General features: G+C 73.9%; 19 protein-coding genes and 3 tRNA genes. 5 read left to right on the top strand and 17 right to left on the bottom strand.

The features are described from left to right. The first annotated feature begins 35 nt into the window (after nt 1–35). Complete coding sequence (locus ACWF41_RS08665) at nt 36–1,079, top strand: glycine betaine ABC transporter substrate-binding protein (protein ID WP_380320684.1); 1,044 nt, start codon at nt 36–38, stop codon at nt 1,077–1,079. An 85-nt stretch (nt 1,080–1,164) separates the two neighbouring features. Here ACWF41_RS08665 and ACWF41_RS08660 read toward each other — a convergent pair whose 3' ends face one another. From ACWF41_RS08660 to ACWF41_RS08615, 10 genes are all read right to left on the bottom strand, one after another. Beyond that, nucleotides 1,165–2,823 carry a solute symporter family protein gene (locus tag ACWF41_RS08660; protein ID WP_380326703.1) on the bottom strand — a complete coding sequence of 553 codons (1,659 nt, stop codon included), beginning with the start codon at nt 2,821–2,823 and terminating at the stop codon, nt 1,165–1,167. Next, a complete protein-coding gene (locus tag ACWF41_RS08655; protein ID WP_380326700.1) occupies nt 2,823–3,170 on the bottom strand; it encodes a DUF485 domain-containing protein in 348 nt (115 codons plus the stop codon). Before ACWF41_RS08655 ends, ACWF41_RS08660 begins: the two co-directional genes overlap by 1 nt. A 143-nt stretch (nt 3,171–3,313) precedes the next feature. Beyond that, complete coding sequence (gene trmB / locus ACWF41_RS08650; RefSeq protein ID WP_380326697.1) at nt 3,314–4,093, bottom strand: tRNA (guanosine(46)-N7)-methyltransferase TrmB; 780 nt, start codon at nt 4,091–4,093, stop codon at nt 3,314–3,316. Nucleotides 4,094–4,128: 35 nt separating this feature from the next. Continuing rightward, on the bottom strand, nt 4,129–4,560 hold the full coding sequence (locus ACWF41_RS08645; RefSeq protein WP_380326694.1) for a pilus assembly protein CpaE: 432 nt from the start codon (nt 4,558–4,560) through the stop codon (nt 4,129–4,131). A 52-nt stretch (nt 4,561–4,612) separates the two neighbouring features. Then, nucleotides 4,613–5,914, bottom strand: coding sequence for a HupE/UreJ family protein (locus ACWF41_RS08640; protein WP_380346992.1), 1,302 nt, complete (start codon nt 5,912–5,914; stop codon nt 4,613–4,615). Beyond that, nucleotides 5,911–9,924 (bottom strand): metallophosphoesterase, encoded by a 4,014-nt coding sequence (locus tag ACWF41_RS08635; protein ID WP_380326031.1) that lies wholly within the window; start codon nt 9,922–9,924, stop codon nt 5,911–5,913. Before ACWF41_RS08635 ends, ACWF41_RS08640 begins: the two co-directional genes overlap by 4 nt. A gap of 218 nt (nt 9,925–10,142) precedes the next feature. Further along, nucleotides 10,143–10,218 (bottom strand) — tRNA-Lys (locus ACWF41_RS08630). A gap of 78 nt (nt 10,219–10,296) precedes the next feature. Continuing rightward, nucleotides 10,297–10,372: transfer RNA gene (locus tag ACWF41_RS08625), tRNA-Lys, on the bottom strand. Between the two features lie 103 nt (nt 10,373–10,475). Further along, the gene (locus ACWF41_RS08620) at nt 10,476–11,696 is read right to left on the bottom strand and encodes an acyl-CoA dehydrogenase family protein (RefSeq protein WP_380326033.1); all 1,221 of its coding nucleotides are present in this window, start codon (nt 11,694–11,696) and stop codon (nt 10,476–10,478) included. 20 nt (nt 11,697–11,716) lie between these two features. Continuing rightward, nucleotides 11,717–12,013, bottom strand: a complete 297-nt coding sequence (locus ACWF41_RS08615) for a GroES family chaperonin (protein WP_380326038.1) — start codon at nt 12,011–12,013, stop codon at nt 11,717–11,719. A 164-nt stretch (nt 12,014–12,177) separates the two neighbouring features. Between ACWF41_RS08615 and ACWF41_RS08610 the strand changes: the two genes are divergently transcribed. Then, nucleotides 12,178–12,684, top strand: coding sequence for a peroxiredoxin (locus ACWF41_RS08610; RefSeq protein ID WP_380326036.1), 507 nt, complete (start codon nt 12,178–12,180; stop codon nt 12,682–12,684). A gap of 15 nt (nt 12,685–12,699) precedes the next feature. On the opposite strand, the gene ACWF41_RS08605 is transcribed toward ACWF41_RS08610, so the two are convergent. Further along, nucleotides 12,700–12,782: transfer RNA gene (locus tag ACWF41_RS08605), tRNA-Leu, on the bottom strand. A gap of 87 nt (nt 12,783–12,869) precedes the next feature. After that, a complete protein-coding gene (gene trxA / locus ACWF41_RS08600; protein ID WP_380325676.1) occupies nt 12,870–13,247 on the bottom strand; it encodes a thioredoxin in 378 nt (125 codons plus the stop codon). 136 nt (nt 13,248–13,383) lie between these two features. Between trxA and ACWF41_RS08595 the strand changes: the two genes are divergently transcribed. Continuing rightward, entirely contained in the window at nt 13,384–13,956 is a 573-nt protein-coding gene (locus ACWF41_RS08595) for an NUDIX hydrolase family protein (protein ID WP_380325679.1), read from the top strand. 28 nt (nt 13,957–13,984) lie between these two features. Here the strand turns inward: ACWF41_RS08595 and ACWF41_RS08590 are convergent, their stop codons facing one another. From ACWF41_RS08590 to ACWF41_RS08570, 5 genes are all read right to left on the bottom strand, one after another. Then, entirely contained in the window at nt 13,985–14,293 is a 309-nt protein-coding gene (locus ACWF41_RS08590) for a DUF7677 family protein (RefSeq protein WP_380325682.1), read from the bottom strand. Next, the gene (locus ACWF41_RS08585) at nt 14,290–14,895 is read right to left on the bottom strand and encodes a CGNR zinc finger domain-containing protein (protein WP_380325684.1); all 606 of its coding nucleotides are present in this window, start codon (nt 14,893–14,895) and stop codon (nt 14,290–14,292) included. Before ACWF41_RS08585 ends, ACWF41_RS08590 begins: the two co-directional genes overlap by 4 nt. Continuing rightward, a complete protein-coding gene (locus tag ACWF41_RS08580) occupies nt 14,892–15,938 on the bottom strand; it encodes a ketopantoate reductase family protein (protein WP_380325687.1) in 1,047 nt (348 codons plus the stop codon). The genes ACWF41_RS08585 and ACWF41_RS08580 overlap by 4 nt, the downstream gene beginning before the upstream one ends. Before the next feature lie 77 nt (nt 15,939–16,015). After that, a complete protein-coding gene (locus ACWF41_RS08575; RefSeq protein ID WP_380325690.1) occupies nt 16,016–17,632 on the bottom strand; it encodes a beta-N-acetylhexosaminidase in 1,617 nt (538 codons plus the stop codon). A 109-nt stretch (nt 17,633–17,741) separates the two neighbouring features. After that, nucleotides 17,742–19,418, bottom strand: coding sequence for an ABC-F family ATP-binding cassette domain-containing protein (locus ACWF41_RS08570; RefSeq protein ID WP_380325693.1), 1,677 nt, complete (start codon nt 19,416–19,418; stop codon nt 17,742–17,744). Nucleotides 19,419–19,559: 141 nt separating this feature from the next. Between ACWF41_RS08570 and rph the strand changes: the two genes are divergently transcribed. Further along, a complete protein-coding gene (gene rph / locus ACWF41_RS08565; RefSeq protein WP_380325696.1) occupies nt 19,560–20,330 on the top strand; it encodes a ribonuclease PH in 771 nt (256 codons plus the stop codon). A gap of 2 nt (nt 20,331–20,332) precedes the next feature. Beyond that, nucleotides 20,333–21,010: an RdgB/HAM1 family non-canonical purine NTP pyrophosphatase gene (gene rdgB, locus ACWF41_RS08560; protein ID WP_380325699.1), complete on the top strand. Its 678-nt coding sequence runs from the start codon at nt 20,333–20,335 to the stop codon at nt 21,008–21,010. Nucleotides 21,011–21,108 lie beyond the last annotated feature (98 nt).

Below are 21,108 nucleotides of genomic sequence, written 5' to 3'. Positions count from 1 at the left end.
ATCCCACGCTGGTCCCCCCACGGACGGAGAGCACGATGACCTCCCACCGCACGACCACCCTGCGACGCACGACGGCCGCCCTCGCCGCCCTCGTCGGCGCGACGGGGCTGCTCGCCGCCTGCGGCGACCCCGGCTCGGCCGGGGGCGGCGGATCGACGTCCACCGCGACCGGCTCGGCCGCCGCCGCGAGCTGCGAGGCCGTCCCCGGCGACGCGCTCGTGGTGCTCGAGGACGACAAGAAGCTGCAGACCGTCGACAACATCATCCCGGCGGTGAACGCCGACCTCGCGTCCCAGGCGCCCGACCTGATCCCGCTGCTCGACACGGTGTCCGCGGCGCTCGACACCGACACGCTGATCGGGCTGAACAAGGCGGTCGACATCGACCGCAAGACGTCCGAGGACGTCGCGGCCCAGTTCGTGCAGGACGCCGGGATCGCCGCCCAGGACGACTCCGCCGGCAAGGGCGTGACGGTCGCGATCGGCGCGGCCGACTTCGCCGAGAGCGCCACCCTGGGCAACATCTACGCCGACGTGCTCAAGAGCGCCGGCTACGACGCCACCGTCACCACCATCGGCAACCGCGAGACGTACCTGCCCGCGCTGCTGAAGGGCGAGCAGATCCAGATGGTGCCCGAGTACGTGGGCACGCTCACCGAGTTCCTCAACAAGGACGCCAACGGTGCGGACGCCGAGCCGAAGGCGAGCGGCGACCTGGACTCCACCGTGGCCGCGCTCACCGAGCTCGGCGACGCGGCGGGCCTGAAGTTCGGCACCCCGTCGCCCGCCCAGGACCAGAACGCCTTCGCCGTCACCCAGGGGTTCGCCGAGGAGCACGACCTCACCACCCTCAGCGACCTGGCCGCCGCGTGCGGCGGGCTGGTGCTCGGCGCCGGGCCGGAGTGCACGGAGCGCCCGTTCTGCCAGCCGGGCCTCGAGGACACCTACGGTCTGACGTTCTCCGAGTTCCGCTCGCTGGACGCCGGCGGCCCGCTCACCAAGGCCGCGCTGCAGAAGGGCGAGATCACGCTCGGCCTGGTGTTCAGCTCCGACGGCTCGCTCGCGACGTCCGCGGGCTGACCTGCCCCAGGCACGACGAAGGGCCCCGAGGTCTCCTCGGGGCCCTTCGTCGTGGTCGCCGCCGGGACGGCTGCCCGGTGCTCGGTCAGTGCTTGGCGACGGCCTTCTCGGCGCCGGCGCCGGTGAGGGACCGGACCTCCATCTCGGCGAACTTCTCCGGGTGCGGCTTCTCCTTGGACAGGAAGGTGCCGACGATCCCGAGCAGGAAGCCGAGCGGGATCGACACCAGGCCGGGGTTCGTCAGCGGGAAGACGGCGAAGTCCGCGGACGGGAACATCGCCTTCTCGTCGCCCGACACCGTGGGCGACAGGACGATGAGCACGATGCAGGAGATCAGGCCGCCGTAGATGCTCCACAGCGCGCCCGACGTGTTGAACCGCTTCCAGAACAGCGAGAACACGATGGTCGGCAGGTTGGCCGAGGCGGCCACCGCGAACGCGAGCGCCACGAGGAACGCGACGTTCTGGTTCTGGGCGAAGATGCCGCCCACGATGGCGATGATGCCGATCACCACGACCGTCCAGCGCGCGATCCGCACCTCCGAGTCGGGCTTGACCTTCCCCTTCTTGATGACGTTGGCGTAGATGTCGTGCGAGAAGCTCGCCGCCGCCGTGATCGTCAGGCCGGCCACCACCGCGAGGATCGTCGCGAACGCCACCGCCGAGATCAGGCCGAGCAGGATCTCCCCGCCGAGGGCGAACGCCAGCAGCGGTGCCGCGGAGTTCACGCCGCCCGGCGCGTTGAGGATCGCGTCCGGGCCGACCAGCGCTCCCGCGCCGTACCCGAGCACCAGGGTGAACAGGTAGAAGATGCCGATCAGCCAGATCGCCCAGACCACCGAGCGGCGGGCCTCCTTGGCGGTGGGCACCGTGTAGAAGCGCATGAGCACGTGCGGCAGGCCCGCCGTGCCGAGCACCAGGGCCAGCGCGAGGGACAGGAAGCTCAGCTTGCTGGTGCCGGTCATGCCGTACTGCTTGCCGGGCTCGAGCAGCGCCTCGCCGCCCTCGCCGGCCGCCTGGACGGCGCCGCCGAGCACGTCGGAGAGGTTGAAGCCGAACTTGGCCAGCACCCAGAACGTCATGATCGCGGCGCCCACGATGAGCAGCACCGCCTTGATGATCTGCACCCAGGTGGTGCCCTTCATGCCGCCCACCAGCACGTAGAGGATCATCAGCGCGCCGACGACGGCGATGACGAGGCTCTGCCCGGCGCGGCTGTCGACGCCCAGCAGCAGGGCGACGAGGCCGCCGGCGCCGGCCATCTGGGCGAGCAGGTAGAAGAAGACGACGAGCAGGGTGGCGAGCGCCGCCGCCATTCGGACCGGCCGCTGGCGCAGCCGGAAGGAGAGCACGTCCGCCATCGTGAACTTGCCGGTGTTGCGCAGCAGCTCGGCGACCAGCAGCAGGGCGACGAGCCACGCGACGAGGAACCCGATCGAGTAGAGGAAGCCGTCGTACCCGTTGATCGCGATGGCACCGCAGATGCCGAGGAACGACGCGGCCGACAGGTAGTCGCCGGCGATCGCGGTGCCGTTCTGCGGCCCGGTGAAGTTGCGCCCGCCGGCGTAGAAGTCGGCGGCGGACTTGTTCTGCCGCGAGGCACGGAACACGATCACCAGCGTGACCAGCACGAACGCGGCGAAGATGCCGATGTTCACCCAGGGGTTGCCGACGTCGGTGGCCTCGGCCGCGGAGACGACGGGGGCGCCCGCGACGCCCGCGACGGACGTGGACAGGATGCCGATCACAGCTCGCCCTCCTCGATCTCGCGGCGCAGCGCGTCCGCCCGCGCGTCGAACTTCTTGTTGGCCCAGCGGGCGTAGAGCATCGTGATGACGAACGTGGAGACGAACTGGCCGAGCCCGAACAGCAGGCCGACCGTGATGTTGCTCCCGCTCAGGCGGATGCTCATGAAGTCGTGGGCGTAGTTGGCGAGCAGGACGTAGACGAAGTACCAGACGAGGAACAGGGCCGTCATCGGGAAGACGAAGTTCCGGAACGCGCGCCGCAGCCCCTGGAACTCGTCGGACCGCTGCACCCGCTGGTACTCGGTCTCCCCTGGCGGCGGCTCCGCCGTGGACAGGTCGCTCATGATGCCTCCGTTGGCTCATGCGATCGGCCCGGGGCCACGCTGCCCCGGTCGAGAACGTTTCGCGTGGCACACCTTGCTAGAGGGGGCGCATGTGGCGCAAGCCACAAAACGGCGCGTCGGGGACTCGCCGGACCGCGGGAGGGTCAGCGGCGCACGTACTCCAGGTCCGTCACGACGCGCCCGGCCGCCGTGCCCTTCTTCTCGAAGCTGGTCAGCACGCGGCCGTCGAAGCGCGGCGCCGGGGTGCCCGCCCCGTGCGCGTTGCGAAGGTCGCCGCTGGCGTCGAGCACCTCGACCATCTGGTCCGCGTACTCCACCCAGTCCGTGGCCAGGCGGAGCACCCCGCCGGGGTGCAGCACCCGCGCGGCGAGCCGGGCGAACTCGGGGGTGACCAGCCGCCGCTTCTGGTGGCGGGACTTGTGCCAGGGGTCGGGGAAGAACACCCACAGCTCGTCGACGGACGCCTCCGGCAGCGCGGTGGCGAGCAGCTCGGCGGCGTTCGCCTGCGCGAGGCGCAGGTTGTCGAGCTCGTTGCCGGGCGCGCCCCCGTCGCGGCCCGGGTCGGCGCCGGCGTGCCCGGCCCGCACGATGGCCTGCGCCAGTCCCGGCGTGTAGACCTCGACGGCCAGGTGGTCGCGCTCGGGGTGCGCGGCCGCGGCCGCCACGATCGCCTCGCCCTGCCCCGAGCCGATCTCCACGACCAGCGGCGCCGTCCGGCCGAAGACCTGCGCCGGGTCGAGCCGCCACGCCGGGTCGACGGACGTCACCGCGAGGTCGCGGGGCACGTCGACCAGGTAGCGGTCACGCCGGGTGTCCCAGGCCTTGCGCTGCGCGGCCGTGAGGCGCGCGCTGCGCCGCACGAAGCTGACCGGCTGGCGGTGGTAGCGCGGGTCGACGGACTCGGACGTCACGGGATCGGGCACGGCTCAAGGGTAGACGGACGCCGGCGGGAGACCGGTCAGGAGCTGAGCTCCACGAGGGCGAGCAGCGCTGCGCCGTACGCCTCCGCAGGGTCGTCGTCGGCGAACGTCCGCCGCTCGCCGAGCAGCTCGACGTCCACCTCGTACCGGTCCCGCGCGCCGTCCTGGGCATCGTCCCGTGTCGTGCGCCGCAGCCCGAGGAAGGTGGAGCGCAGCAGGTCGCGCAGCTGGTCCTCGCGCGGCAGCCAGAGGGCGTCCTCGATGGCCACGGAGTCGAGCGCCCACTCGGTCGTCCCGTTGAACCCGAGGATCGTGCCCGTCGGGAACTCGTGCGCCTGGATCGTCATCGTGCTGACGGTGAAGACGTCGTCGGACAGCTCGGGGGCGTCGATCCGGAACCGGTCCCCGTCGGCGGGGCGCCAGACCAGCCCTGCGTCGCGCAGCCGGGCCGCGAGCTCGGTGGAGATCATCGGGCCATCGTCCGCCCGTTCGCGGCCCGGCGCGCGCCGGTCGCCGGGCGTGTCAGCCCAGCCCGAGCACCCGTTGCGCGAACCAGAACAGCCCCACGACCGCGACCCCGGCGGCGACGACCGCGGTCACCCACCGCGCGGTGCCCGGCGTCCGGCGCCGCAGCAGCACGAGCAGCGGGAACACCACCGCGATCAGCGCGAGCTGCACGGCCTCGATGCCCACGTTGAACACGAGCAGGGACCCGAGCAGCCCCCACGACCACGGCTCGTCGAGCCCCAGCGCACCGGCGAAGCCGAGCCCGTGCACCAGCCCGAAGGCGAACACGACGGCCAGGCGGGCGACGTCCGCCCGGCTCAGGTCGTACCAGCGGGCGCGCGGCTCGCGCGCCGCGTCGCGCAGGGTGCCGAGCAGGATGTCGGGCCCGGTGCCGTGCCGGGCATCGAGCCGAGGATCGAGCTGCGGCGGCGCGCCGGGCCGCAGCGCCCACAGGTGCCCGGCCGCGACCGCGGCGATGGAGATCGCGATGATCGGCTCGACCACCGCGCCGGGCGCGCTCACGGCGCCCGTCGCCGCGAGCAGGAACGTGACCGAGTGCGCCACGGTGAACGACGTCGCCACCAGGACGACGTCGCGCAGGCGCCGCGAGCCGACGACGAGGGCCAGCAGGAACAGCAGGTGGTCGGGGCCGAGCAGCAGGTGCTCCGCGCCGAGCACGAAGAACGCGCCGAGCCGGTGGGCCGTGCGGTGCTCCCCCGTCGTGACGGTCGGGTCGGCCGGCGTGAGCACCGCGGACCCCTGCTCGTCGTCGAGGTCGAAGGCGACCATCGTCTCCGTGGTGTGCACGAAGGTCTCGGAGTCGGGGAACAGCGCGCTGAAGAGCGTGTGCGTCCCCGAGCCGTCGTCGGTCCCGGCCGGGCAGGCGTAGTCGAGCACCACCGTGGCATAGGACGTCCCGCCGCGGTCGCCCACCGTCGGGTCGCCGGCCAGGGCCGGGGTGCAGCGGTCGTCGCCGGCCGCCACCTGGAACCGCTCGGCGACGTAGACGGCGACCTCGTCGGCGTGCTTCGCGAGCTGGGCGCCCTGCGCGGAGGCGCCGCGCGCGTCGTACGCCTCGGCGGTGAGCCAGGCGGACTTCATGAGCAGGTCGTACTCGAGGTCGAGCTCGACGTGCACGTGGCCGCCGTCGCCGGCCGTGACCCGCGCGTACGCGTCGGTGGTGGCGTCGTGCGCGGCGGCGGCCGGCGCCGACGCCACGGCGGCGAGGGCCGCCAGGGCCGTGAGGCCGAGGACGGCGAGGGCCGCCAGGACGGCGCCGCGACGCGACGCCGTCCTGGCCCGGGTGCGGAGGGTCACCGCGTGCCGCCCCCGGTGGTGAGGATCGCCGGCTCGGCGGCGGTGACGCCGCCCCCGCGGGTGGTGGCCGTGACGATCCAGGCGTACTGGGTGCCCCGCTTCAGGCGGTCCCAGCGCACCGACGCGACCTCGCCGGAGGCGACCGTCTCGCGGCCGATCACCCGCGTCGGCGCGTACACGGCCAGCGAGTCCGTGACGAACGACGTGGTGCGGGTGGTGAGGTCCACGGGCAGCACCATGTTGTCCGCGGTGGAGTCGTAGCGGGCGTCGGGGTCCCACTCGTCGGCGCCGAAGTCGTCGAGGAACGGCGAGTAGGTGTCCACGTTCATCTCGGCCCGGTCGACGTCGAACTGCAGCAGGCGGAAGTACGACGCCCCGAACCGCAGCCGCTCGGCCGGGTCGTGGCCGCCGATGCCGGCGAGGCCGACCCGCTGGGCGGGCACGGTGAACGCCTGGTAGTCCGCGAGGAGCTCCACGACGCCGTCCGCGATCTGCCCGACCTGCGGCTTCACGTTGGTCGTGACGCCGTGGACGTGGCCGGCGAGCACGAGGAAGACGTTGTCGTTCGGCTGGACGACGTACTTGAACAGCGGGGAGCCGTCCGGCGCGGCGAAGCCCGCGTCCCGGCCGTCCTTCTGCGTGCTGGCGGCGAGGTACGCGTGGGTCATGAGGATGCCGTTGCGGTCGGAGTACCGCTCGAAGATCCCGTCGGCCCACTCGGCCTCCTCGCGGGTGACGCCGTAGCCCATGCCGACGGCGACGAAGTCCAGCCCACCCGCGGAGAACAGGACGTAGTGGTTGGAGTTGTCGCCCTCGCGCCACGACCCGTACTCGGCGTTCTCCCACGACTCGGCCGCGGCCTGGTAGCGGTCGGGGCCGAAGTACCGGTTGTACGTGTCGGCGCCGCCCGCCGCCCCCGACCAGTTGTCGTGGTTGCCCGCGACGGCCGAGTTGGGGATGCCGTCGATCTTCGCCTGCTGGCGGGAGGAGACCTCGAACTCTCCGGTCACCTCGTCGCGCGTGGCGTCGTCCTTCGGCTCGCGGATGTTGTTCTCGATGAGGTCGCCGGTGTGCGACACGAACGCGATCTTGCGCTCGTCGGCGTTCTCGGCGATCCAGTCGGTGACCCCCGCGTACGCGGACTCCCACACGGCCCGCTCCTCGGCGCTGTCCGGCTCGACCGCGCCCTCGGACAGGTACTGGGTGTCGGTCATGTGCGCGATGGAGAAGTCGTAGTCGGCCGGGTCGGCGAAGCCCTCCGGCCCCGCGTCGAGGTCGTCCGCGAACGGGTCGGTGGCCGCCACCATGACGTGCACGACGCCGCGGTCGCGGTGCTCGGGGCCGGCCGGCGCGACCAGGACGGTGTCCCCCTCGGCCTGCCCGCGCGACGCCGCGATCGTGTCCCAGGCCTTCGCCCGCACGTCCCAGACCAGCAGGGAGACCTCGCGGGCCGGGTCGGCGGTGCCGCTCCAGCGCACCACCGGGTGCTCCTCGGAGGTCTTCAGCCGCACGTCGAAGCGCTGGTAGGCGACGTCGTCGGCCTGCGGGGACGCGAGCGTCCTCCCGTCGCCGGCGGCCATCCCCTTCGCCGAGACCTTCCTCGCCCCGCGCGGGTTCAGCTCGGCCGGCACGTCGGCCGCCGTCCCCTGCCGGACCTCGCCGGGCGGCAGCACGTCGGCCTGCCCGAACGTCGCGGTGACCCTGCCCCCGTCCGGGCCGGCGACGCGCGCCGAGAGCTTCACCGAGGTCCCGGCGCCCGTCGTCCCGGAGGCCGGGGCGAGGTCGGACGGGACGTCGGGGACGCCGGCGCTCGTGAACGAGATCTCGCGCGTGGCGCTGTTGCCGAGCGAGTCGGCGGTCGCCACCTGCAGCGTGTGCTCACCGGCGGGCAGGCCGGGCCCGACCGGCGCGCCGAGCGCGACGGCCTCGCCGTCGAGCGTCACCTGCGGGTCGCCGACCACTCCGCGCGGGTCGGCGAGCTCCACCGCCAGCGGGACGGCGCTGGTGATCGTCGCGCCGACGGCCGGCGTCGAGGACGCGATCTTCGGCGCGGTGTTGTCGGTCTCCAGCACGCGGGTCGCGCGCTCCCCCGTGGTCGAGGCCGCCGCGAGCTCGTGCTCGCCGTCCTCGAGGTCCGCGGTGTCGACGTCGGCGCGCAGGCCGCGGGCCGGGGCGTCCACGAGGAAGTGCAGGTCGACCTGGCGGAAGGAGTTGAGGTTGGACCCGCAGGTGCCGTCGCCGAGCGCGTACGACGCCGCGGCGTTCTGCTGCTGCGCCGTGCCGGCGGCCGGCGTGAGGACGACGTCGGAGACCGTGAAGTCGTCGAGGTTGCAGTCGTTCTCGAACGCCCCGGCGACGACGTCGACCTCGTTCCAGCCGGGCAGCAGCCACTCGTTCGGGAACGTGATCTCCCCGCGGCCGCCGACGATCGTCTGGTCGATGCGGCGCTCGATGCCGTTGATCCGCAGCAGGTTGTGCGCGGACCCGTCGAGCGAGTTGGACCCGACGGCGAACGACACGGTGGCCTCGCCGTGGCCCAGCGCCGGGAACGCGGTCTCGCCGGCCGCGTCGATCGTCCAGTCGAGCTCGATCTTCGGCAGCGCGGTGGCGCTGGAGCCGCAGCTCCCGTCGCCCATGGCGTACGACGCCTTAAGGTCGGCCGGAGGTGTGACCGTGCCGTCCGCGACGCTCAGCGCGAGGTCCGACGCCGTGAAGTCGTCGACGTTCGCGCCGCACGAGGAGGACACGTCCCCCGCGACGAGCGCGATCGTGTTCTTCCCCGGGCGCAGCACACGGTTCGGGACGCCCACCCGGACCCGTTCGGAGACGAGGTCGCGGCCGCCCTCCCCCCGCAGGTCGAGCCGCGTGCCGTTGACGAGCAGGTGGTTCTGGTAACGCGTCTCGATCGAGTTGGCGCCGACGTCGAACGAGAACACCGAGACGCCGTCGCCGAGGGTCCGCGGCCCGGCGGCGGGCTCGCCGTCCACCGTGAGCGACGCCGTGCCGCCCTCGCGGTCGGCGGCCGCGGAGGCGGTGACCGTCCGGACCCCGCGCGTCAGCGCGCCGTCCTCCGGGGAGAGCGCGGGCGCACCGACCGGGGAGTTGTTGACCCGCACGGTGTGCGTCGCGGTGGCGCCGGACCGGGTGGTCGCGACGATCTCGTGCGCGCCGTTCGCCAGCGCGGTCGTGTCGACGTCGGCGGCGAGGCCCGTGGTGGCCCCCGGCACGCCGTCGACCTCGAACGTCACCGTCGCCTCCTTGACGTAGGAGGTGTTGGTGCCGCAGGAGCCGTCGCCCATCGAGTAGGTGAACGCGTTCCCGGTGTCGCCCGCGGTCTCGCCGAGGAGCTCGAGCTGCACCTCCGACACCACGAAGTCGTCGAAGTTCACGCCGCACGACGAGTCGATCCCGCCGGCGTGGATCTCGACCGTGTTGGTGCCCTGCACCAGCCAATCGTTGGGCACCGGCACCTCGACGCGCTCCGACACCCACGTGCGCTCCTGCGCGACGCGGTGCCCGTTGACCACGAGGTAGTTGCCGAACGCCACGTCGGCGGAGTTGCTGCCGACGTCGAAGGTCAGCGCGGACGTGCCGGTCGTCGCGGCGGTACCGGGCAGGTCCGCCCCGTCCACCGTGATCCGCCCGACGGGATCGCCCGCCGTCGTCGGGCCCGCCGCCACCCGGGTGGTGCCCGAGAGGTGGGCGCCGTCCTGCGGCGTCAGCGTGGGCGCCGTTCCCGGCGTGCCAGGCTTCCCGGGCTTGCCCGGCGTGCCGTGCTTCGCGACCCCGTCCGACGACGGGGCGTCGGGCCAGCCGGGGAAGCCGGGGAACCGGCCGTCGTCCGTGCCGCCCGCCACGTCCGTCGCCCGGCTCGCGGCCGGGGTCTCGGGCGGGCTCGAGGGCTGCGCCGCCGCCGGCGCGAGGCCGGCGCTCGGTATCGCCAGCGACGCCGCCACGACGCACGCGGCGACGGTGGACGCGCGCACGCGTCCTGAGGGGTTCGGCCGCATCAGCGTGCCGTCCTTCCTGTCGTCGATGAAGGGAAGGGCGCTCCCGCAGGCAGCCCGGGCTCACCCGGGGCACCAGGTTTCCCAGGCCGGGTGAACTCTCCGGTGCGTGCCGCAGGCGACCGGGAGAACACTGGACGACGTCTGGACGCCGACTCGGGGTGGGACCGACGGACGGAGGGACGACGAAGCCCCGCCCGGCGATGCCGGACGGGGCTGGGTGGTGCGCCATCAGGGACTCGAACCCCGAACCCGCTGATTAAGAGTCAGCTGCTCTGCCAATTGAGCTAATGGCGCGTGGCCAGAGGACGCCCGCGGCTCGCGCCCGGACGGTCCTCGCACGACGAGGCCCTCGCGGTGCGAGGACCTCGTTGCTGGTGCGCCATCAGGGACTCGAACCCCGAACCCGCTGATTAAGAGTCAGCTGCTCTGCCAATTGAGCTAATGGCGCCGGCGGTGAGAAACATTACCAGCCGTCGGCACGTGCCGGGAAACCGTCGTGCCCGGTCAGCGCTGTGACCTCGGTGACAGCCGCCCTGGCGGGCTGTCAGCATTCAGCGGAACGCCTGCACGCCCGTCAGGTGCCGCCCGAGGATCAGCGTGTGCACCTCGTCGGTGCCCTCGTAGGTGCGCACCGACTCGAGGTTGGCGGCGTGCCGCATGGGCGAGTGCTCGAGGGTGATCCCGTCGCCGCCGAGCACGGTGCGCGCGGTCCGCGCCACCTCGATCGCGCCGCGCACGTTGGCGAGCTTGCCCGCCGAGATCATGTGCGGCTCCAGCCGCCCGGCGTCCTTGAGCCGCCCCAGGCGCAGCGCGAGGAGCTGCCCCCGCGAGACCTCGAGCGCCATGTCCACCAGCTTCGCCTGGGTGAGCTGGAAGGCCGCCAGCGGGCGGCCGAACTGGACCCGCTCCCCGGCGCGGCGCAGCGCGGCGTCCAGGCAGTCGCGGGCCGCCCCGGTCGCGCCCCACGCGATGCCGTACCGCGCCTCGTCGAGGCACGCGAACGGCCCGGCCAGGCCCGGGTGCAGCGGCAGGATCGCGTCGGGCGGCAGGCGCACGTCGTCGAGCACGACGTCGCACTGGACGGACGCCCGCAGGGAGAGCTTCGGCTCGATCGGCGTCGCGACGAACCCGGGCGTCGACGTCGGCACCAGGAACCCGCGCACCCGCGGCTTCGCCTCCTCGCCGTTCTCGCCGTCCTCGGCCGGGTCCACGGCGCGCGCCCACACCACGGCGACGTCCGCGATCGACGCGAGCCCGATCCAGCGCTTGCGGCCGGACAGCACCCACTCGTCCCCGACGCGCGTCGCCGTCGTCGTCATCGAGGCCGGGTCGGAGCCGGAACCGGGCTCGGTGAGCGCGAAGCAGCCGATCGTCTCCCCCGCCGCCATCCCCGGCAGCCACCGTTCGCGCTGCGCGGGCGACCCGTGCTTCGCGATCGCCGACATGGCCAGCGAGCCCTGCACGGACACGAACGTGCGGATCCCCGAGTCGCCGGCCTCGAGCTCGGCCATGGCGAGCCCGTACTCCACCGCCGAGCGCCCGGCGCAACCGTAGCCCTGCAGGTGCATGCCGAGCAGGCCCGCCTCCGCGAGCCTCGGCACCAGGTCGCGCGGGAAGACGCCGTCCGCGAACCACCCCGCGACGTGGGGGCGGACGTGCTCGTCCACCAGCGCCCGCACGCGGTCGCGGGTGTCGCGCTCCCCAGGGCTCAGCTCGTCGTCGAGCGCAAGGAGGTCCAGGGGGTCCGCGGGTCGGGCGTCGTCGCCGGTCATGCGCCCCACTGTCCCAGAGGTCAGAGGTAGAGGCCCGTGGCCCCGCTGTCGTCGTCGGTCTCGGTGACGCCGTGCACGTCGCGCTCGCGCAGCAGCACGTAGTCGGTGCCCCCGAGGTCCACCTCGGCACGGTCCTCCGGGTCGTACAGGACGCGGTCGCCGACGGCCACCTGGCGCACGTGCTCGCCCTTCGCCACCACCTGGGCCCACGCGAGCCGCTTGGGCCCGGACGCCGTCGCGGGGATCACGAGCCCCGCCGTCGACTGCCGCTCGGACGAGTCCACCTCCGGCTGCACCAGCAGCCGGTCGTGGAGCATCCGGATGGGCAGCGGCTTGCCGGGGGACGTGGTGCGGGGCGTGGCGTCGGTCACGGGCCCCACGCTAGACGACCCGGGCGTCTAGGCTCGACGCCGAGCCCGCGCCCGCGACCCGTCGTCGGGCACCGCCCGCCGCCCGAAGCACGCACCCCGAAGGAGCCCCCGTGACCCGTCTCGCCGTCGGCGACGCCGCCCCCGCCCTCGAGCTGCCCGCCGTCCTGCCCGAGCCCGCCGGCACCGGCCACACCACCGGCACCTTCTCGCTGGCCGACGCGCTCGCCGAGCCGGGCCGCAAGGGCGTCGTCGTGTACTTCTACCCCGCCGCCATGACGCCGGGCTGCACCACCGAGGCCTGCGACTTCCGCGACTCGCTCGCCTCCCTGCAGGGCGCCGGCTACGCCGTCGTCGGCGTCTCCCCCGACGGCGTGGACAAGCTCACGACGTTCGCCGAGCGCGACGCCCTGACGTTCCCCCTCCTCGCCGACACCGAGCACGCCGCGCTCGAGGCGTGGGGCGCCTGGGGCGAGAAGAAGAACTACGGCAAGACGTACGTGGGCGTCATCCGCTCCACCGTCGTCGTCGCCCCCGACGGCACCGTCGCCGTGGCGCAGTACAACGTCAAGGCGACCGGGCACGTCGCCCGGGTGCGCAAGACCCTCGGGCTGGACTGAGGGTCGTCGCGAGAGTGCCGGAGACGGGGGTCGAACCCGCACGCCCTGGGGGCACGGCGATCTAAACGCCGCATGTCTGCCAATTCCATCACTCCGGCCGAGCGCGGGTCAGTCTAGGCGACGCACGACGGCCGCCCCGGGAGTCCCGGGGCGGCCGTCGTCGGTGATGCGGGGCATCGCGGCGCTCAGGCCTGCGGGGCGCCGTCGTTCGCGGCGGCGATCTGTGCGCGCACCTCGTCCATGTCGAGGCCCTTGACGGCCTCGACGACCTGCTTGAGGGCGGGGGCGGGCAGCGCGCCGGCCTGGTTGAAGACGAGCACGCCCTCGCGGAACGCCATGAGCGTCGGGATGGCGCTCACGCCCGCGGCGGCGGCGATGCGCTGGTGCGCCTCCGTGTCGATCTTCGCGTGCACGACGTCCGCGTTCTCCTCGGACGACGCCTCGAAGACGGGTCCGAACTGCTTGCACGGGCCGCACCACTCGGCCCAGAAGTCGACGAGCACGATGTCGTTGTCGGTGACGGTCTTCTCGAACGTGTCGTCGGTCAGCTCGACGGTGGCCATGTGTGTCCTTCCATCAGGGGGTCTCCTGCGCACAGCGCCGGGACGCTCCCCAGTATTCCCGGGGCACCCGTCGTGGGCACCGGGGCCGGCACGCTGCGGCGGGGTGGGGCGGGGTGCGGGCTGGTAGAAACGACCTGTGACGGACACGGCCGAGTTCCCTGGTGACGACGAGTTCTACCGCGACGAGCCGCAGCCCGCCGGCTGGCTGACCCCGGAGGACCTCGCGGCCGTGCGCGCCCAGCTCCCGCTCGTCTACGTCGACGCGGTGCCGGTGCGCGTCGACGACTCGGGCGACGTGGTCGCCGTCGGGCTGCTGCTGCGCGTCACCCCGCTCGGCACGATGACGCGCGCGCTGGTCTCGGGCCGCGTGCTCTACCACGAGCGGGTGCGCGACGCGCTGCTCCGCCACATCGAGAAGGACCTCGGGCCGGTGGCGCTGCCCCAGGTCCCGGCCTCACCGCAGCCGTTCACGGTGGCCGAGTACTTCCCCACCCCGGGCATCACGGCCTACCACGACCCCCGCCAGCACGCGGTGTCCCTGGCGTACGTCGTGCCGGTGACGGGCGACTGCCGCCCCCAGCAGGACGCGCTCGACCTCGCCTGGATGACGCCCGAGGAGGCCTGCAGCGACACCGTGCAGGCGGAGATGATCCACGGGCAGGGGACCATCGTGAAGCAGGCGATGGCCTGGGTGGGCCGCGTCTCGTGAGCTGGCGGGCTGCGGTCGGTGGCTGCGGTCAGTGAAGCGCGACCTCCCAGCCCTCCAGCTCCGCCTCGCCCTCCGGCATCCGGCCCGTGCAGTAGCGGTGCAGCCACGCCGCGGCGCGACGCTCCGCGTGCTTCTCGTTCATCGGCTCGCCGTCGCCGTCGAGCTCGAGGACGTTGGCGAAGACTGCGAACAGGGTCTCCATCGCGCTCGGCTCGTCGCGCAGGACGTCCCAGTACTCGACGTCCTTGAGCAGGGGATACCCGACGGAGCCGCGGGCGACCCAGCCCGCGAACCTGCGGAGGGCGCCGGATGCGCCCGGGGACAGAGAGGTGGTCACGGGCGCGACTGTACGTCGGTGCGCCGCCGGGCGCGGTGCGCCCGCGCACGCTGGCGCGTCTGGCAGCGCGTGGAGCAGTAGGCGCGGTCCTGCCGGGGCGAGACGTCGGCGAACACGTCGGCGCAGTCGTCCGCCCCGCAGGTGCCCAGCCGCGGGGCCCGGACCGGCGGCACGGGCGCGGGGAGCAGCGCCACGGCCAGTGCCGCCGCGAGGAGGTCGGCCCGCCGGTGCACGGCCCAGTCGAGCACCGGCCCGGCCGGCGCCGTCGTCACCCGGGGGACGACGCCGAGCGCTGCCACGAGCGCGTCGAGCCGGCGCGCCCGCTCGGCCGGCGACGCGGCGGCGAAGACCGGGTGCACGGTGTCCGCGGCCGCCGCGATCGCCGCGTCGGACGGCGGCCGCGACCCCCACTCCGCGGCCAGCAGCCGCCGCTCCGGCGAGCCGGTCCCGGGGTGGCCCGCCCACGGCCGCGGGGAAGTCTCGCGCGGCACCGTGCCCCACTCGTTGACGAGGGTGGTCACGCACGCGAGGGAGAGTGCCGGGACGAGGTGCGTCCGCGCGGCGCGATACCCGGCCGCCACGACGACGGGGGCGCCCGTCACGACGACCCCGCCGTGGCCCGGCGGGCGGCGTTCTCCCGCGGCAGCTGGGAGGCGTAGATGGCGTGGTGCACGGGCGCGTCCACGCCGGCGGCGATCGCGTGCGCGACGACGGCGCCGCTCTGGTCGGCCAGCTCGGACGGCACGCCCGCCGCGAGGTCGCGCTGCAGCGAGGTGGTGGTGCCCGGCGCGAAGCCGGACTCGTAGGTGCGCAGGATGTCGGAGAGGTCCGCGTCGCCGAGGTGGGCGCCCTCGGCGTTGCCCACGGCGAGCACCTCCCGCATCGCGCGCTCCACCAGGTCCCGGGTCTCGGGGGTGGAGCGGGTCTCGCCGACCGTCGCGCCCGCCAGCGCGCCCACGCCCCCGTAGGACGCGACGAGCGCGAGCTTCTTCCAGAGCGCGCTCGCCACGTCGTCGGTCCAGCGCGCGCCGACCCTCGCGCCCTCGAGGGCGGCCAGGACCCGCCGGTCCGCGTCGTCGGGCGTACCGCGGCCCGGCGCCCCGACCGTGAGCGTCGCCTCGCCGCCCACGACCTCGACCTCCCCGGGCCCCACGCGCTGGGCGATGACGACGACGGTCCCGGCCAGCACCGCCTCCGCCGGCAGGTGCGCGGCCAGGCGGTCGGGCGCGTCGACGCCGTTCTGCGTCGTCAGGACGCGGGTGCCCGGGCCGACCGCCGGGACCAGCTCGCGCGCGGCGTCGGCCACCTGCCAGGACTTCGTCGCGACCACCACGAGGTCGAACGGCTCCCCCGTCGGGACACGGTCGGTCACCCGGACTCCGGCGACGGCGGTCACCGCGCCGTCGCGCAGCACGCGCAGCTCGCCCCGGCCTCCGTCGTGGCCTCCGTCGTGGTCGCCGTCGACCAGGGCGGCGACGGTGGACGCGCGCCCCTTGAGGGTCACGTCATGGCCGGCGCCCGCGAGGCGCGCGGCCGCGTACAGCCCGATGCCGCCGGCGCCGTGCACCAGCACCCGCAGCCGGTCGCCCCCGTCGCCCGTCGTCCCGTCGTTGGGCTGGTCGTTCGGCTGGTCCTGCTGCGGCACGTCGTCGTCCCCTCGTCGATGTCACGGATATCAGGCAGCATATCCGTGACAACGACGAGGGGGCGACCTACCGCGAGTCAGGCCGGAGCCGCCCCGACGGCCGAGATCACGCGGGCGCGCAGCTCGTCCAGCGTGCCGACCGGACGGGGCGACCCCCAGACCTGCTGGGCGAAGACCTGGAGCCATTCCTGCAGCTGCGCGGCGACCTCCGCCTGTGTCATGGAGCCCGGCGAGTCGCACCACACGGAGAGGTGGGAGCCGAGCAGGGGCACCGACTCCGGCAGCTCGAAGTCGCCGGCGCTGCCCGCGGCGCCCATGAAGGTGCGCGGGGTCCACCGCTCGTAGATGCCGCGGGGGTTCTTGTAGGGCCCCTGCCCCAGCCCCTCCGACGTCAGGATGAAGTACAGGTAGTCGCCGTTGGAGTTGATGAGGGCGTGCCCGGCCTCCGCATAGTCGACGGCGGTCGGCTTGCTGGTGTTCCACCGGATCCAGACGTCCGCCTGGGTCCGCGGGTCGATCCGCGACACGCCCTCACCGGGATGGATGTCGTCGTTCCACATGCGGGCCGTGAACCCGTGGGAGCGGACCAGGTCGCCGATCTCGTTCAGGTAGACCTCGTAACCGTCGAGGGCCGTGGCCGACGGGCTGCCCGTGGCGGCCCGCGCGTACTCGACCAGCTGCGGCGCGGACGCGTCCGAGATGACGTCCGGTCCGGTGCCCTGCCAGGGCGCGGGGAAGTACTCGTCGCCGCCGATGTGGAACACCGTGGGGTCGAAGAGCTCGCACATCTCCTCGATGATCTCGTGCACGAGCGCCCTGCCGGCCGGCCGGCTGATGTCGAGGTATCCCGCGTGCCGGGTGCCGTCGGCCAGCACGAGCTGGTGCTCGGGATGGAGGGACAGGACGTGGTCCAGGTGGCCGGGGGTGTCCACGTCCGGGTACACGCGCACGTGGTGCGCCCGCGCGAAGTCGAGGATGTCGCGGACCTCGTCCTTCGTGAGGTGCTGCGGGGACACGATCTCCGGGTGCGTCTCGGACTCGATCCCGAACCCGAGCCCCTCCGAGATGTGCAGCTGGAGGGTGTTCATCTTCAGGTAGGACATCTCGCCGATCAGCGCCTTGATCCAGTCCGGGCTGAAGTACTTGCGCCCGATGTCGAGCATGAGGGACCGCTCGTCCAGCTCCGGCCAGTCGACGACGACGCCGCTCGGCCGACGACCCGAGCGCAGCAGCTGGACCAGGGTGCGGGTCCCCCAGAACACGCCGGTGCTCGAGGGCGCGGAGATCCGGATCCCTCCGTCGGCGCTCAGCACGTACCCCTCGGGGTGCGGGACCTCCGGGAGGTCGGCGACCTCGAGGACGATGTCGGTGCGGCGGGGCCGGGTGGTGGCCACGACCTCCAGGCGGCGGTCGAGCGCGCCCGCGAGGCGGAGGTCGCGTGCCAGCAGCTCGGCGTCGGACCGCAGGTCGTCCGCCCGCTCGCCGACGAGGGCGATACGCCGGGCGGCGGTGATCGGCAGCCCCGGCCCGCCGGGCCGGTACCTCTGCGGCGCGGGCAGGAGCGGCGGGGCCATGGTGGCCGGTGAGGAGGCCGCGGAGGCGGCCGGGACGCCGAGCCCGGCGAGCAGGGGGACGGCGACACCGGCCGTGAGCACGGACCGGCGCGACGGGTGGGAAACAGACAGCGCTGACATGGTGACCCTCTCGATCGTCTTCGATGCACGTCGCACCCTGCCAGAGATCCTGAGAGTGGTCTAGACCTGTGAGCGGTCCGGTCCGTCCGTCGTCGCGACGGCCGGGCGCTCAGGCCCCGAGGTCGAGGACCGGCCAGTCGGCCAGGTCGGCCCGCATGCGACGGTCGTGGGTGGCGACGACGACGGCCGCGGGCGTGGCGATCAGCGCCCGGGTCAGCTCGTCCACGAGGTCCACGGACAGGTGGTTGGTGGGCTCGTCGAGCAGCAGCAGGTGGGGCGCGTGCAGGAGCGCCCGCGCCAGCTCGAACCGGCGACGCTGCCCCGCCGACAGCTCGGCGAGCGGTCGCTCCAGGTCCTCCTCGCCGAGCAGCCCCAGGGCGGCCACCGGCACCACGTGCTCCGGGTCGAGCTCGCCGCGGTCCAGCAGCTCCAGCGCCTCCGCCGCGTACGCGTCGAAGCCGGTCGGCGGCCCCGCCTCCTCGCCCTCGGCGCCGGGCGCCTGCGCGGGGGCCGCGCCAGCGCCCGCGAGCGCCGTCTCCTGCGCCACGACGCCCAGGCGCGCGCCGGGAGTCACCGTCCGCGTGCCGCGGGCGAGCGCCACCCGGCCCGCGAGCGCGGCCAGCAGCGTCGACTTGCCCGCGCCGTTCGGCCCGACGACGAGCAGGCGGCCCGACGGCGGCACCGCGACGCGGGTGCCGGGCAGGTCGAGCCGCACGCCGCCGTCGTCGGCCAGGACCCGCGGCGAGCGGACCTCGACGAGCGGGTCGCCCGGGTCCCACCCCGGCGACATGGACGGCAGGTCCGGGAAGGCCAGACGGGCCGGCGGCACCGGCACCTCGACGGCCTCCGCCTCGAGCTGCTGCACCAGCCGGTCGGCGGCCTTGACGTGGATCCGGGCGCGGGTGGCGCGGCGGTGCTTCTGCGACCCCTTCTCCGGGCGCCACTCGTCGGAGAGCCCCTCGTAGGACGCGTCCAGCCGCTCGGCCAGCACGCGGGCCCGCTCCTGCTCCGCGCGGTAGCGCTGCCGCCACCGGTGCAGCGCCTGGTTCTTCGCGAACCGGTAGGCGAGGTAGCCGGGCTGCCCGTAGAGCACGGGCTTGCCGTCCATCGACGGGTCGAGGTCGAGGATGGCGGTCGCGGCGTCGTCGAGCAGCTCGCGGTCGTGCGTCACGACCACGACCCCGCCCTGCCACGCGACGAGCTCGCCGGTGAGGAACTCGATCGCGGAGTCGTCGAGGTGGTTGGTGGGCTCGTCGAGCAGCAGCAGGTCGGCGCGCTCGGCCAGGCGGCAGGCGAGGCGCACCCGGTAGCGCTGCCCGACGGACAGCGTGTCCAGCCGGCGCTCGAGGTCGCGGACGGCGCCCAGCCGGGTGAGCGCGACGTCGACCCGGCGGTCCGCGTCCCACGCCGCGAGGTGCTCCGCGCGGGCGAGCAGCCCCGAGAGGCGCCGCAGGTCCCCCGTCTCGTGGTCGAAGCCGGCGGCCTCCTTCTCGATCTCCGCGGCGAGCGCGCGCAGCCCGGCGAGCGTGCCGCGCACCAGGTCGCCCACCGTCTCGCCGGAGGACGCCGCGAGCTCCTGCTCCACCAGCGCGACGCTCCCGCGCCGCCGCACCCCGCCGCGCGACGGGCGCAGGTCCCCCGCCAGCAGGTGCAGCAGGGTCGATTTGCCGGAGCCGTTCTCCCCCACGACGCCGAGCCGGGTGCCGTCCGACACGCGCAGGTTCACGCCGTCGAGCACCGGGCGGCCGGGGTAGGCGAACGCGAGGTCCGTGGCGGTGAGCTGCACCGGACAACCCTACGTGCCGCCCCACCCCCGGCCCGCGGCGCCGAACAGGCACCTGACACCGTGATCGGGCCCACGGACGGCTCATCACGGTGTCAGCTGCCTGTTCGGCCGGGCCGGTGGGCGCTCGCATAGGGTGGCGGCATGACTTCCCCCGCTTCCCAGGCCGGCACGCCTGACGTGGCACCCCGCGCCGACGGCCGCACGCCCGACCAGCTCCGCCCCGTGACCATCACCCGCGGCTGGACCGAGAACGCCGAGGGCTCCGTGCTGGTGGAGTTCGGCAGGACCCGCGTGCTGTGCACCGCGTCGTTCACCGAGGGCGTGCCGCGCTGGAAGAAGGGCTCCGGCGAGGGCTGGGTCACCGCCGAGTACGCGATGCTCCCCCGCGCCACCAACGACCGCAGCCAGCGCGAGTCGGTCAAGGGCAAGATCGGCGGCCGCACGCACGAGATCTCGCGCCTCATCGGACGCGCGCTGCGCGCCGTCGTCGACGTGACCGCCCTCGGCGAGAACACGATCGTCCTCGACTGCGACGTGCTCCAGGCCGACGGCGGCACCCGCACCGCCGCGATCACCGGCGCGTACGTGGCGCTCGCCGACGCGATCGCGTGGGGCACCCGCCACGGGCACGTCACCGGCGGCAAGAAGGTCCTCACGGACTCGGTCGCGGCGGTCAGCGTCGGCATCATCGACGGCACGCCGATGCTCGACCTGCCCTACGTCGAGGACGTGCGGGCCGAGACCGACATGAACGTCGTGACGACGGGCGCCGGCACGTTCGTCGAGGTGCAGGGCACCGCCGAGCACGCGCCGTTCGACCGCGCCGAGCTCGACGCCCTGCTCGACCTCGCCGTCGCCGGCACGGCCGAGCTCACCGAGATCCAGCGCGCCGCGCTGGCCCAGGAGCTGTGACGATGACCGGAAACACCTCGGGCGTGAGCGTCCCCGCCGGCGCCCGCCTGGTGCTGGCGACGCACAACCGCGGCAAGCTCGTCGAGCTGCGCGCCATCCTGCGCGCCCAGCCCGGCCTGGACGCCCTGCCCGACGAGGCCGTGGTGTCGGCGGCCGACGTCGGCGCCCCCGAGCCGGTCGAGGACGGCGTGTCGTTCGTCGAGAACGCGCTCATCAAGGCCCGCGCCCTGGCCGCGGCGACCGGCCTGCCCGCCGTCGCGGACGACTCCGGCCTCAGCGTCGACGTCATGGGGGGCGCGCCCGGCATCTTCTCCGCCCGCTGGTCCGGCAAGCACGGCGACGACGAGGCGAACCTCCGGCTCCTGCTGGACCAGCTCGGCGACGTGCACGACGAGCACCGCGGGGCGGCGTTCGTCTGCGCGGCGGCGCTGGTCACCCCGGACGGCCGTGAGGAGGTGTGCCTCGGCGAGATGCCCGGCACCCTGGTGCGCGCCCCGCGCGGGTCCCACGGCTTCGGCTACGACCCGATCCACGTGCCCGTCGAGCAGGACCCGGCCGCCGACGGCACGCCCGGCACGCGCACGTCGTCCGAGCTCACGCCCGCGGAGAAGAACGCGATCAGCCACCGCGGCAAGGCCTTCCGCGCCCTCGCCCCGGAGATCGCCGAAGCCCTGTCCTGACGTTGTGGAGGGGGGGTTTGGGAGGGGTTGGGCGCAAAAAAAAGGCAAAACAGCACTCGCCACCACCACGGAGGATGACCGCGGCGTAAGAAAGAAAG

It is taken from the genome of Isoptericola sp. NPDC055063 (genome assembly GCF_053608125.1).
Note: the sequence above shows the minus strand (reverse complement) of the source record. Positions and strands in the feature narration are given on the sequence as shown.